Origin of the sequence: Alistipes sp. AM16-43 (genome assembly GCF_003435745.1) — a bacterium.
Lineage (GTDB): Bacteria > Bacteroidota > Bacteroidia > Bacteroidales > Rikenellaceae > Alistipes > Alistipes onderdonkii.
The window spans coordinates 1-12792 of record NZ_QTUQ01000005.1 but is presented as its reverse complement, the minus strand read 5'-3'; the positions used below and the strand labels follow the sequence as shown (position 1 = coordinate 12792).

General features: G+C 54.3%; 12 protein-coding genes. 9 read left to right on the top strand and 3 right to left on the bottom strand.

Annotation, left to right across the window (positions count from 1 at the left end; translation table 11 throughout):
• The first annotated feature begins 160 nt into the window (after nt 1-160).
• The 3 genes from DW189_RS10025 (at nt 161) to DW189_RS10015 (ending at nt 2356) form a co-directional block, all read left to right on the top strand.
• On the top strand, nt 161-667 hold the full coding sequence (locus DW189_RS10025) for an OmpH family outer membrane protein (protein ID WP_117507940.1): 507 nt from the start codon (nt 161-163) through the stop codon (nt 665-667).
• A gap of 27 nt (nt 668-694) precedes the next feature.
• Nucleotides 695-1255, top strand: coding sequence for an OmpH family outer membrane protein (locus DW189_RS10020; RefSeq protein WP_055204884.1), 561 nt, complete (start codon nt 695-697; stop codon nt 1253-1255).
• A gap of 216 nt (nt 1256-1471) precedes the next feature.
• Nucleotides 1472-2356 (top strand): helix-turn-helix domain-containing protein, encoded by an 885-nt coding sequence (locus DW189_RS10015; RefSeq protein ID WP_232045656.1) that lies wholly within the window; start codon nt 1472-1474, stop codon nt 2354-2356.
• A 112-nt stretch (nt 2357-2468) separates the two neighbouring features.
• Here DW189_RS10015 and DW189_RS10010 read toward each other — a convergent pair whose 3' ends face one another.
• Together DW189_RS10010 and DW189_RS10005 are read right to left on the bottom strand one after the other, a co-directional pair.
• Nucleotides 2469-4841, bottom strand: coding sequence for a BamA/TamA family outer membrane protein (locus DW189_RS10010; RefSeq protein WP_232045657.1), 2373 nt, complete (start codon nt 4839-4841; stop codon nt 2469-2471).
• A 40-nt stretch (nt 4842-4881) separates the two neighbouring features.
• The gene (locus tag DW189_RS10005) at nt 4882-5628 is read right to left on the bottom strand and encodes a nitroreductase family protein (RefSeq protein ID WP_022332420.1); all 747 of its coding nucleotides are present in this window, start codon (nt 5626-5628) and stop codon (nt 4882-4884) included.
• A 136-nt stretch (nt 5629-5764) separates the two neighbouring features.
• On the opposite strand from DW189_RS10005, the gene dapF reads away from it, so the two are divergent.
• The 6 genes from dapF to DW189_RS09970 all read left to right on the top strand — a co-directional run bounded on the left by dapF (nt 5765) and on the right by DW189_RS09970 (nt 10814).
• Nucleotides 5765-6571, top strand: a complete 807-nt coding sequence (gene dapF / locus DW189_RS10000) for a diaminopimelate epimerase (RefSeq protein WP_022332419.1) — start codon at nt 5765-5767, stop codon at nt 6569-6571.
• 19 nt (nt 6572-6590) lie between these two features.
• The gene (locus DW189_RS09995; RefSeq protein WP_022332418.1) at nt 6591-6794 is read left to right on the top strand and encodes a hypothetical protein; all 204 of its coding nucleotides are present in this window, start codon (nt 6591-6593) and stop codon (nt 6792-6794) included.
• A 10-nt stretch (nt 6795-6804) separates the two neighbouring features.
• The gene (locus DW189_RS09990; RefSeq protein WP_117507934.1) at nt 6805-7602 is read left to right on the top strand and encodes an alpha/beta fold hydrolase; all 798 of its coding nucleotides are present in this window, start codon (nt 6805-6807) and stop codon (nt 7600-7602) included.
• Nucleotides 7603-7635: 33 nt separating this feature from the next.
• Nucleotides 7636-9459 (top strand): hypothetical protein, encoded by a 1824-nt coding sequence (locus DW189_RS09980; protein ID WP_141417686.1) that lies wholly within the window; start codon nt 7636-7638, stop codon nt 9457-9459.
• Between the two features lie 146 nt (nt 9460-9605).
• Complete coding sequence (locus DW189_RS09975) at nt 9606-9887, top strand: zinc ribbon domain-containing protein (protein ID WP_117507930.1); 282 nt, start codon at nt 9606-9608, stop codon at nt 9885-9887.
• Between the two features lie 117 nt (nt 9888-10004).
• Nucleotides 10005-10814 carry a M48 family metallopeptidase gene (locus tag DW189_RS09970; protein WP_117507929.1) on the top strand — a complete coding sequence of 270 codons (810 nt, stop codon included), beginning with the start codon at nt 10005-10007 and terminating at the stop codon, nt 10812-10814.
• Between the two features lie 209 nt (nt 10815-11023).
• On the opposite strand, the gene DW189_RS09965 is transcribed toward DW189_RS09970, so the two are convergent.
• Entirely contained in the window at nt 11024-11851 is an 828-nt protein-coding gene (locus DW189_RS09965) for an endonuclease VIII (protein WP_117507927.1), read from the bottom strand.
• Between the last annotated feature and the right edge of the window lie 941 nt (nt 11852-12792).

Sequence of the window (12792 nt, the reverse complement as noted above, 5' to 3'; positions counted from 1 at the left end):
CACGACGGCCAGAAGAGGGGCAATCCCTCACGATAATCCGTGCCAATATACGGGAAGCGCAAATAAAGCGCAGTGTGGCAATAAATTTGAAAGAAAATAGTTATATTTATAGCACCGTTCCGGGAAACCGGCCGAATATTAACTTAAAGCACAAAGGATTATGAAACGTCTGATTTTAATAGCGGTATTCGTTCTCACGGCCGGCACATTGGCGGCACAGAACTACATAATCGTCAACAGTGAAAAGGTCTTCAAGTCCATCGACGCTTACAATACGGCGCTCTCCACGCTGGACAAACTGGCCGAACAATATCAGGATATGGTTGACGCGAAGTTCGCAGAGGTGGAGACGCTCTACAACAATTACATGAACCAGAAAGCCTCGCTCACGGCCGCGACGCGCCAGGCCCGGGAAAACGACATCCTGGCCAAAGAAAAAGCGGCACAGGAGTATCAGGAAACCCTCTTCGGCAACGACGGCACACTGATGAAAAAGCGAATCGAAATGATCGAGCCGATCCAGAAACAGGTCTTTTCCGCGATCGAAGCCTATGCCAAACAGGTGGGTGCCGACGTGGTGCTCGATTCGGCCAACAACCCGACGCTGCTCTACTCGAACCCCAGTGTGGATCGTACGCAGCAGGTTATCGACGTCCTCAAAAAATAGAATCATCAAAACATTAACTGATAATTTATGAAAAAAACAATCAAACTAACCCTTGCGGTTGTATTCGTGATGGGCGCCACATCGCTCTTCGCACAGAAATTCGGGCGCATCAACACCCAGGAAGTTATCTCGGTGATGCCGGAAATGAAGGAGATGCAGACCAACATCGAAGCTTACAGTAAGGATCTTCAGGAGAGCATGGAGAACATCGTCGTCGAATATAACAACAAGTATCAGGAGTTCAACAAGAATTTCTCGACCATGTCGGACGCCGTGCGTCAGCTCAAAGAGAAGGAACTGAATGATCTCATCCAGCGCCGCAACGATTTCGAACAGGTCGCACAGCAGGATCTCCAGAAGCGTTACAACGAGTTGCTGGCCCCGATCATCGACAAGGCCAAGGCCGCTATCGACAAGGTTGCGACCGCAGGCAGCTACCTGGCAGTCTTCGACACTTCGACAGGGTCGCTGGCCTATTTCGACGAGGCCATGCTGACCGACCTCGCCCCGGCCGTGAAGAAGGAACTGGGAATCACGGACGCCCCGGCAGCTACGCCCGCCGCTCCCGCAGCACCTGCGGCAAAATAAGGTAAGACGAATAAACTCAAAATAAAAACTTAAAAAGTGCCGGCTCCCCGGCACTTTTTTCATGCCCATATCCGGCAAAACGACCGGAAAAATACGGAAAGGAGTCTATATTGTTCATTTCGTTCGATTATCGAACATAATGAACTTAAATTACTGTTTTTTTGCTATATTCAGCCCGACTGTAAGGGATAAATGAACAGAAAACACACAGAAACTATGATCAACTCATTCACGCTGTCGCAGCTCATCGAAATGTCCGGGGACAACCGCCAGGGCCTGATGAGGGAGTGCTTCACGGCCAGCAGCGACAACCGTATGGAAATTTTCCGGTTCCCGTGCCGCATCGACGCCTTCGTCATCGGCGTCGGCACGGAAGGCGAAACCAGCGTATCGCTCAACCTGCACGAATATCGGCTGAAGAAAAATTCGATCTTCATCTTCAGCCCGAAGAATATCCTCCAGGTCAAGTCGGAGGAGTATTTCAAGGCCGACGTAATCGTCGTATCACCCGATTTCCTGCGACGCATCAACATCGACACAAAAAACCTGCTCCAGCTTTTCCTGCAATTCGCAGCCAACCCCTGCCTGACGCTCACGCACGAGGAAAGCCACTCGATACGCAGTTTCATCGCGCAGATCGAGCGTGAAACCCGGGGCAAAGAAACCCATTTCACGTACGATATCATCAACGGGCTGATTGCCGCGACGATCTACAAGGTCGGGGACGTCCTCTACAACTACCTCTCGGAGCATCCCGAAGTACAGAATCCCATACACAACCGGGCCGAAGAATATTTCAAGCAATTCACGCACTTGCTGGGCGAACACTACCGCACCGAACGCAGCGTGGGGTTCTATGCCCGACAACTCTGCATCACGCCCAAATACCTCACGACGCTCATAAAACGGATCAGCGGGCTGTCGGTTTCGGAGTGGATCGACAACTACGTGATCATCGAGGCCAAGACACTGCTCAAATATTCCACCATGAGCATTCAGGAGATCGCCTACTACCTCAATTTCCCGAACCAATCGTTCTTCGGCAGCTACTTCAAACGCAATACGGGCATGTCGCCTTCGCAGTACAAGGCACAGAACTGACGGCACGGCATTGCCGCAGACAACGAAGCCTCCCCGGCCATACGGCCGGGGAGGCTTTATGCGTCGGGCTCCGAGGGTAATCCTCCGCCGGCAAAAAAGGAAAGGGCGGGGATCAGAAGGGATACCCCACGCCGAAATTGAGCGCCGTATTTTTCCAGCGCAGGTTGTGTATCCACTTTTCGCCGGAGGGATTGTTCGGATTATGGAGCTGCACGCCCCAGTCGAGGCGGAGTACCGCAAACTTGATGTCCAGCCGCAGGCCGATCCCCGTATTGAAACCCAACTGCTTGTAAAACTTGTCGAAATGAAAGACCGCATCGTCGGAGTAGTCGGAGCTCTGGCGGATATACCAAATGTTTCCCAGGTCGAAGAAGGTCGCGCCATGCACCATGCCCCATACCGGGAAACGCAGTTCGAGGTTGGCCTCCAGCTTCACATCGCCCGTCTGTATCGGGAAGGAGCTGTGAGGGTCGGGCACCGAACCCTGCCCCAGCGTACGGGGCGCCCAGCCGCGCATGCCGTTGCTGCCGCCGCAATAGAACTGGCGGTCGAACGGAACGGAGGCCGAATTGCCGTAAGCCATCGCCACGCCGCCATAGATGCGGCCGACGAGTGCCGTGGCACCGCCCAGCATGATCTTGCGGCTGATGCTCAGGTCGGTACGGAAATACTGTGAATATTCGATCCCGAAGATCTTGGCCGGGCTTCCGTCTTTAGGACGTGCGTAGAACAGGCGGTCTACGGCGTCGATCAGGTTGCCCGCCGTCTCGAAATTGAACCGAATATTGGTCGCATTGCCCCCAAGGTTCTTGCGCTGGTTGTTGTACGAATAGCCGAACGTCAGCCCGCCGATGAACTGCGTCCGGAAACTCTCGAGCAGGTACTTGTTCGGAGTGAGTTCCTGGTGCCCCGCAGAGTCGGTCTTGTTTATCATCAGGAACGATTCGTCGAGGTTGTTGACATCGACCACGTTGATGTCGATGGGCCGCAGCGAGAACGACGAGTAACGGTCGTTCGTCCACTGGTAGGTGATGCCCGCACTGGAAAGCGTGCGCCGGTAATAGGGGCGATCCTGGAAATTGACCGACAACTCGACCTTGGTCTTGGGCTGGTTGACCGAACGGAACCGCCGCGTGCGCCAGGGCATCAGGAAACGCGGGAAAGTCAGCCCGGTCGTTATGCCGAACTCCGTAGCCCGCTTCTTCCTGGCATCGGGAGCCTTCATAAACTCATAACCGGCCGTGAACGAAACGTCGAATGCCTCGGCACCCCGGAAAATATTGCGGTTCTGGTAGCCGACGGTGGCTTTCAGTCCGTAGAAGCTCGACGTGGTGCTTCCTTCCAGATCGACCTTGAAACTCTGTTTCAGGGTCGGGGTACAGAGGATATTGCATTTCAGGTACCCTTCCCGCGTATAGCGGGTCTGCGTGGAATCGGCCGATGCTCCGATAAAGGAGACATAGTTGGTGACATCGGCACTCTGGGGCTGCTCCTCGAATTCGATTTTGGCGCTCTTGAAATACCCGAGCGACATCAGGTCGGTATACGCGCGGTTCACCTGTGCCGAATTGTAGACATAGTTCGGGTAGAGCGGCACCGCCTGCCGCAGGATCGCGGGTCGCAGGTTGGGGCGTTTCTCGTAGACGATATTCAGGCCGCGGTAATAGAGCGTGTCGAGCCGCTGCAGGAAGGTCGAATCGGCTCGGGCTACCGTAGGGTCGTAATTGGGGAAGACGTTGATCTGGTCGATACGGTAGACCATGTTGTTGTCCATGACCGGAAGGCCGCGCTCGTCATATCCCGTAAGGTTCTGCTTGACAACCAGTTCGAGCCCGACCTTATGGCCGCCGCCCAGCGTATCGGCCACATACTCGATGTTGTTGACCGTAAAGTTGTAATACCCCCGCTCCTTGAGGTAGGCCGCAATACGCTCGCGCTCGCGGTCGAGTACCGTGATGTCGAAGATGCGGCCCTTGCGGAGCAGCGTATTGGCGGTATCGGGAAGGATGATCTGTTCGAGGAACTTGTCCCGGAACTCATAGGAAACGGAGTCGATCCGGTAAGGCTCGCCCTGCCGGGTTCGGTAGGTGACCCTGGCGCGTTTGCGCCGCGAAGTGGTATCCACCTCGAAGGTCACCTGCGACGCACGAAATCCCTTCGAATCCATAAAGATCTTCAGGTTCTGGGCACTCCGCTCCGTCAGGCCCATGTCCAGCAATACGGGCTCCTGCCCGATCCGGCGCTTCCAGTTGTTCCACCAGTTCTGCTTGCCGGGATTGGCCTGCTCGTAGAGCCAGACATAGAAATTGGTACCCAGAAAACGTTTGTTAGGGGTCTGGCGCACGTATTTCTCGAAATCGGCCGCAGTGATGCGCTCCTTGCGGGGCGTCGACTTGTCGGCGTCGATCTTCACCTTCTGCAACAGGTACTGACCTTCGGGGATCTTGCGCGTGACGCTGCATGCGGAGCAGATCAGGCCCAGCATGGCGGCAACGAATATACGACAGGCCCCCCGCACCCCAGCGTCAGTTGTTAAAGAACCCTTTTTCCTTCAGGAGCGCGAAATAGGAGTTCGAAATCGCGAGGTTGTCCTTGCGGACGTAGCGGCGCTGCGTGAAGACCTGCGCCAGGTTGGGCAGGTCGTTCTCCTCGAGGAGGCGTTTGGTGAGCTCCGACTCTTCACGCTCGGCCCACAACTCGTCGATTTCGGCGGCCGTATAGTCGGTATATTTCTCATAGTGCACCACGCCTTCGAGCGGCAGGCGGTCGGTCAGCCCGGGCGACTCGTCGGGATACCCCACGACGACGGTCGTCAGCGGAATGACGCCCTTGGGCAGTTCCAGAATGTCGGCGATCTCGCCGGCAGTATAGATCGTCGTTCCGAGATAGCAAATGCCCAGCCCCTTCAGTTCGGCCTCGACGCACAGGTTCTGGGCGGCGAGCAGGGCATCGGTCGCGGCATTGAGAAACCACGCGAAATTGTCATAGGCCGGGTCGGCATCGCGCTGCCGGCACCACATCGAGAAGCGGTGCACATCGGCGCAGACCGTCACCACGCACGGAGCCTGCGTCACCATCGGCTGGTTGAAGTGGCACGGGGCGAGCCTCCCGCGTAAAGCGGCATCGCGGGTCACAACCAGCGAGTAGAGCTGCATGTTGCCGCATGTCGAAGCACGCGATGCCGCTTCGAGAATCTCGTGCAGCACGTCCTCGGGAATTGGGGTGGAACGGAACTTACGTATCGAACGATGCTTGAAAAGCACACTTTTCATGGGAATTGTATTTATAGGTTTTCTGAAAAAACAATACGGGCGCCTGCCGGTACCGGCGAATACGCATATTTTCCACAAAAGTAGTAAAACTTTTAGAAGTTTTATTATTTTTGCGATGATATAACCACTATCGGAAGTGCTGGTAAAATTCGTCAAATACGAGGGGGCGGGCAACGATTTCATCCTGATCGACGACCGCGAGGGAGCATTCCGGCCGGATGCCGGACATATCGCCGCCCTGTGCGACCGTCATTTCGGCATCGGCGCCGACGGGCTGATGACCCTGCGCCGCAGCGCCGGGCTGGACTGCTCGATGCGTTACTACAACGCCGACGGGTCGGCAGGGGAGATGTGCGGCAACGGCGCCCGCTGCTTCGCGCTCTTCGCCGAACATCTGGGCATCGGCGGGGAAACCAAATATTTCGACGCGACGGACGGCGTGCATACGGCACACATCCGGCGTGCGCAGGGCCCCGCGGGCGAAATCGAGCTGGGCATGATAAATGTATCGGAAATCCGCAGCGGCGACGGCTGGTGGTTCCTCAATACGGGGGTTCCCCACTACGTGGAAATGGTGCATGATGTCGACGGCATCGACGTAAACGGGCGCGGCAGGGGTATCCGTTACGATACGGGGCGGTTCCCACAGGGTACGAACGTCAATTTCGTCGAGGTCACGGGCAACGGGGCGATCCGTATGCGCACCTATGAACGGGGCGTCGAGCACGAGACGCTGGCCTGCGGCACGGGTGCCACGGCTGCGGCGATCATAACCAACTATGCTTTGCAGCACGGAACGACAAAATACCGGATACAGGTTCCCGGCGGAGAGCTGATCGTGGGCTTCACGCACGAGGCCGGGACACAGAATTATACGAATATCAGGCTCACGGGCCCTGCCCGCAGGGTTTTCAGCGGGGTATTCGAAACCGACAATTTCTAAAACCAATCCTCTCCCACCCATGAAAACACCCAAGGGAATCCGCGAACACGACGCAGACGAACTTCGAAAGGCAAAACGCCTCGATCCGATACGCAAGAGCGGCAAAGAGCGGCACTCGCTCTACCGTTCGATCGACGAAGAGGACGACGAGAACCTCCTCGGCACGACGCGGCGCGAATCCGTACTCGACTACCTCGACGAAGGGGATGACGAGGAGGAATAATTCCCGGGACATGACCGAAAAATTCATAATGGCGGGGACTACGGCCCTGCATATCTGCGATTCACAGGCCGGTGAAAAGTGCGTCGTGCTGCTGCACGGCTATCTCGAATCGTCACTGGTATGGGAGGATTTCGTCCCCTACCTCTATAAAGAGGTACGCGTAGTGACGCTGGACCTGCCGGGGCACGGCATTTCGGTCGTCACAGGCGAAGTGCATACGATGGATTTCCTGGCCGACACGGTAGCCGACGCCCTCACGGTCCTTGGTATCGGGCGCTGTACGCTCGTTGGACACTCCATGGGCGGCTACGTGGCACAGGCATTCTGCGAGCGCCATCCGGAGATGCTCGACGGGCTCGTCCTGCTCAGTTCCACGCCCAATCGCGACACTCCCGAAAAAGCTGAAAACCGCCGCAGGGAGATCGCCCTCGTAAAGGCAGGCAAGAAGGAGATGCTCGCCCGGGTAGCTCCGGCAGCAGGCTTTGCCGAAGAGAACCGCGCGCGGATGCAGGATCATATCGAAGACCTGACCGAACAGGTTTTCCTTACCGAGGACGAAGGGATTGTCGCCCTGCTGGGCGGCATGATCGCCCGCAAAGACCAGAACGCGATGTTGCGCTCGTCGAAGGTGCCGCAGCTCTTTATCCTCGGCAGGAAAGACGGTTACATCCCGCCCGAAGCGGCCGAGAAAATGGTCGCGGAGCATCCGCAGGCGAAGGTCGTATGGCTGGAAAACTCGGGACACATGGGATTCCTCGAAGAACCCGAGGCGACGGCCCGGGCGATCCTGGATTTCGTGCCAAAATAACACCCCCACCCCAACACACAATCCCAAACAATAATGACAAGAAAACACTTTCGCCGGCTTATCAGCGGCATTTATCTGATTTCAACGGGGATAGGCATTTCAATCTCCCTCATAGCCCTATACTCCAAGTTGGGCAGCGACTACTCGACTCCTCTGACATGGCTCGCCGTCTTCGAATTCTGGACTCTCCTGCTTCCCGCACTGGTGACCTGCATAATCGTGGGGCTGGTGCGACTGACCAATAAAATAGAACCTCTTTCGGAAGAGGAGCGACAGCAGAGTTTCGTGGAGCGATTGTCGAAAACCCAGCTCTTCATACCACTGTCGCTGTTGCTGGCCGTACCGTCCGCCTTCTTAGCTTCCACAATACCCGACATCTGGATTCGGGGATTCTTCCGGGTATTCTCCATTTTCATTGCGGTACATCTTTTTATTACCTGGCTGCTGGTACTTCTCCTGCGCAGAACCACCCGTATCCGAAAAACCGGCTGGAAAATAGTGCTGATCCTGCTTTTCATGCTGTCGACCATCGCATACATTCTGGTCTCGACCATCGCATGCGACCTCGCCTCGACCGACGCATTCTATTGGTCGGAATCGCATCGCCGCTCGACATCGGACAACCGGGAATATACGGAATCGGACGCGCAGCGAGAAACCCCGGACTGCCCCGACGAAGAGGTAGTCGTGAGTGAAGAAACCGCAGAACGTCTTGCCGACGACGCTATGTATATCTACAACCAATACGATTGGGCAGCACTGGGTGAAGACTACGTTTATTCTTTTGTAATGGAGTGCAGCGAAATATTGGAATATAATCCGAATGCGATTTATACGCCTTGTATCCTAACGAGTCCCGAGGAGATAGGCGAAGAAAAATACAGGGAATTCGCGGCAAGGGACAGCATGCGCTTCGTCGTCAAACAGCGGTTAAGCCGCTTTTACCATCAGGTATTCCACTCGGACTATGAGGATTTCGATTCGGAGGATTTCGACACCATGCTCTGGTGGCTGAAAAAAGCGCTGCTGAAAAGAAAGGACGCTATCGATTATAATTTCTTTGCCAAAAGGGTCGACATGCTCGATCTGGCCTGGCGGGAGTTGAACGCACTGGGTGAAAAGAACGGCAGGGACGCTTTCACTGACATTTACAACTATGCAAACGAGGAAGACACGTATCTGCTTTGGCGAGAATACGGCGACTACATCACCAATCCCTATGTACGCTACACGGTCAACAGAAATTCCGACGATCAATATCTGTTGCTTTGGGCTTATACGTTCTGGGGGCGGCGTTCCAACGACGGAACCAGCGCCATGTGGCGCATACTCCTCGATCAAATACTCGACGTGTATCCGAACGAACTTTATCCTGCGGAAACGGTTCGCAGCCAGACCCGCAATATAGCCCGGGCCAAAGAGAGGGCTACCGAGTTTATCGACTGGTACAAAGCCAATTACTGGTCGTTCAAGGAGCTGAAAGCTGCAAAATACGATGACGAAGGCAAACTTGTAAAACTCGACCGGGATGAACTCGGCAAATACGTCCACGCACTGAAGCAAAGCAATTACCTTACGCCCGACCTGCTCAAGAGTCTGGAAACGACTTTCGACCAGATGGCCGATAGTGTTAAAACAGGCAAAATAGGCAGCGGACAGGGCGAGTGGCTCCGCAAGGATCCGCTGATCGACAACTACTCCGCCATCGCAGAAGAGATGAACCCGATAACCTGGGAAGTGGACTTTATCTGGGATACCAGACGGCAGGAGATGCAACTTACCTCATCGGACGGGAATCTGAATGCCACGGTCAAAGGTATAGACGACCAATGGATGATCGACTGCTTTTGCTTTTAACCATGCCCGCGAATATATCCGGCAAATAAATTTGCCGGAAACGGGAATTGCCTAAATTTATAAAATGGATATTTCCGGCACAGACTAAACCGATCCTCGACGAACCGCGCCTCATCGGTTCCGGCAAGATATAAAACTTTAGAACGATGAACGAAGAGATGAAATTCTGCCAGAGCTGCGGCATGCCGATGCAGGCGGCGGGCGATTTCGGCACTGAAACCGACGGAAGCCCGAGCGGGGAATACTGCGTCTATTGTTACAAGGGCGGCACCTTCACCGCGGCATGTACGATGGAGGAGATGATCCGCCACTGTGCACAGATCCACGAACAGTTCCGCGACGAAAATGGCAAAAGCTATACTTTCGAGGAGTCCGTCACGCTGATGCGCGAATACTTTCCCACACTCAAGCGCTGGAAAAAAGACTGAGCTTCGCAGCACGGCAATAACATTCGGAACCGGGAAAACCGAATGGGCTTTACGTCCATAGCGGTTCCCGGATAATTTGCTATCTTTGCCTGGAAACTTAAAACTCCGTAAACGAAAATGAAGAAACTCCTGCTTTTATGTTCCGTCCTGTCCCTAAGCGTCCTGTTGCCCGGGGATGCGATTGCCCAGCTGAAAATCGGCGGCAAGAAACTCAACACGGCAAAACTGCTCGACGCCGGGAAGGATGTCGCCAAAGCGGTGACCCTGAGCGACAGCGACATCGCACAGTTGAGCCGCGAAGCCGTAGCATGGATGGACGCCAACAACCCCGTCGCCGATGAGACAACCCAATACGGGGCCCGCCTCAAACGTCTGACCGAGGGTATCACCGAGGTCGACGGGTTGCCGCTCAATTTCAAGGTTTACGATGTGGCCGACGTCAATGCCTTCGCCTGCGGCGACGGTTCGATCCGCGTTTTCAGCGCCTTGATGGATCTGATGGACGACGACGAACTGATGGCGATCATCGGGCACGAAATCGGCCACGTAGTCCATGCCGACACAAAACATGCGATGAAAAACGCCTACCTGGCATCCGCGGCCCGCAATGCCGCCGGGGCTGCGGAAGGGAGCAGGCTGGCCAAGCTGAGCGGCTCGCAGCTGGGCGAATTGGTGACGGCCTTCACCGATGCGCAATTCTCGCAGAAACAGGAGTACGAAGCTGACGAATACGGATTTGAATTCTCCGTAAAACACGGTTTCAGCCCCTATGCGATGGGTAACTCGCTGAACAAACTGGTAGAACTTTCGAAGGGAGCCAAGGCATCGACCGTACAAAAGATGTTTTCATCGCACCCCGACAGCGAGAAACGCGCCGCCAGGATGAAAGAGAAGGCCGACGCACACGCGGCTGCGCAACAACAGTAGAAGTTACACCGAATAATACCGGCTCGCCCGGGACAGGGTCGTGCAGGGAGAGTCCGCACAGCTATTCGGCAGCCAATGCGCCCAATAATCTATCTGCCGCACAATTACGCAAAAGCCGGGGAAATCCCCGGCTTTTGCCGTTCATGCTTTCAGCGGGGACACAGGCCGGACTTCTTTGAAAAACACCTTCGTCCCCGGTAAAGCCGGAGCTATTTCAAGGGCTGGCAATGCGGGCAATAGTAAACCGCCCCGCCCAGATAGGCCTCCTTGACAAGTGCACCTCCGCATACAGGGCACGGATCCGTATATGTATTTTTCGAGAGGATGACCTTGTACCCGCCGGAATTGCCGAAAAGATCCTTCTCCGTATCCCGGCCACCGACCGCTGTCATTTCGGCCAGCGTGGATTTCACAGCGCCGAACAGCGCGTCCAGTTCTCGCTCGCCCAACGTCGCCATCTTCCGTTTAGGGTGGATCCGTGCATTGAAAAGAATATCCTGCAGGACGCCGTTTCCCAAGCCGGGAATCCGCTGTTGCGTAGCAAGGAATGCTTTGGCGGAAAGATTAGGTTTAGCACCGGCCACCAGGCGGTCGAAATAAGCGGCATCGAACCGGTTGTCGTGCGGGGAAGGTTTCGACAAGGCACCCAGGTAGTACGGATTATCCAGCTTATCCCGGAAAGCATTGATCCCGCCATACATGGCCACCGTGAAGACCAGAAAACTGTCATCGTCGAATGTTATCAGCAACTGGTATTTGGACGGGATGTCCGCTCCGGCCGAACAGTAACGCATGTGTACCCCGTCCGAAAGCGCGACATGCACCTTATCCTCCAACAGCAGGTCGACAAATGCCCCATAACCTGCGGCAGACAGGAATTTCTTTCCGGCGAGCAAATTCCTGTATGCGGCCGGATCCCCGGTATACCAGGTAAATTTATGAGGATACGTTGCGTTGAAAACATCGGTAACCGTCCGTCCGGACAGCATATCGCCGGCTTGCCGTGCATACGCGTTAGATTCGGGAATTTCGATCATTTTTTTAGTTTCAGGTGTTGCAGCAAAGATAATCAAATTTCCATGCGATGCCGGAGATCGGCTTCGATTTCGGCTATTCCGATTTTTTATATATATTTGTAGTGACGAATTTTAAATCGCACCGCCTATGAATTAACAACAGAAGATCTCTAATTCAGATTATTACGCCCTTGCATTCAAAAAAAGCAGGGCATACATATAAAAAGCGTTAGCTTTATACCTTGCTTTTCGAAACTTAGGAACTTTCTGAAGTAGTACGAGGAATGAAGTTTGACGCTCACGTTTCCAACGTGGGCTTCATTCTATATTTGTACTACATGGTTTCCTAAGACCTCGAAAAGCAAATATATGAGTTTTGTCCCACGTTTTTTTATGATACAATCCCACTATCCCCACTTACATACGCCGAGGGACCGGCTGACTGATATTATGAATAGCTATCTACTGCTAATCTGCATCAGTTTCGTCCCTGCAACAGTCAGTATTTGCGCCACACTGCCGCTCTGGTTCTCGAAACACATGCAGAACAGGATCATCCGCCTATCCGGACTGACTGTACTTTCTTTGATAATGGCAGGCGGATTATTTTTTGCATTTGCCTGCCAGAATCCTTGGTTCGGATTGTCATGCATCGCCGTGAGCAGCATTAATATCCTCCTGTTCAGGCAATATGAACTGTTATTATCGACACTGCGCTGCTCCAAGTGCCATAATATTTCATTGCATCTCCTCTCCGTCCAAAACAACACTTACGAGTTGACATGCAGCCACTGCGGATTTCATAAAAAATGGAAGAAATAAAAAACAGAGCACCCTAAAGGCCGTCCGTTTTCGACATGCGACTCCGGCCGTAAAAATCTAATGTAACGTGAGAGTTCGGAAAGGGGCAAAAAAAGGTCAGACCTAATGATCTGACCTTGAAGAGGCGGCTACCTACTCTC

Excerpts from the sequence above, each read along its gene's own strand:
- DW189_RS10010 (WP_232045657.1), bottom strand. The coding sequence starts at position 4,841 with ATGCTGGGCCTGATCTGCTCCGCATGCAGCGTCACGCGCAAGATCCCC.
- DW189_RS09965 (WP_117507927.1), bottom strand. The coding sequence starts at position 11,851 with ATGATCGAAATTCCCGAATCTAACGCGTATGCACGGCAAGCCGGCGAT.
- DW189_RS09970 (WP_117507929.1), top strand. The coding sequence starts at position 10,005 with ATGAAGAAACTCCTGCTTTTATGTTCCGTCCTGTCCCTAAGCGTCCTG.
- DW189_RS10025 (WP_117507940.1), top strand. The coding sequence starts at position 161 with ATGAAACGTCTGATTTTAATAGCGGTATTCGTTCTCACGGCCGGCACA.
- DW189_RS09995 (WP_022332418.1), top strand. The coding sequence starts at position 6,591 with ATGAAAACACCCAAGGGAATCCGCGAACACGACGCAGACGAACTTCGA.
- DW189_RS09990 (WP_117507934.1), top strand. The coding sequence starts at position 6,805 with ATGACCGAAAAATTCATAATGGCGGGGACTACGGCCCTGCATATCTGC.
- DW189_RS10020 (WP_055204884.1), top strand. The coding sequence starts at position 695 with ATGAAAAAAACAATCAAACTAACCCTTGCGGTTGTATTCGTGATGGGC.
- DW189_RS10005 (WP_022332420.1), bottom strand. The coding sequence starts at position 5,628 with ATGAAAAGTGTGCTTTTCAAGCATCGTTCGATACGTAAGTTCCGTTCC.
- DW189_RS09975 (WP_117507930.1), top strand. The coding sequence starts at position 9,606 with ATGAACGAAGAGATGAAATTCTGCCAGAGCTGCGGCATGCCGATGCAG.
- DW189_RS10015 (WP_232045656.1), top strand. The coding sequence starts at position 1,472 with ATGATCAACTCATTCACGCTGTCGCAGCTCATCGAAATGTCCGGGGAC.
- DW189_RS09980 (WP_141417686.1), top strand. The coding sequence starts at position 7,636 with ATGACAAGAAAACACTTTCGCCGGCTTATCAGCGGCATTTATCTGATT.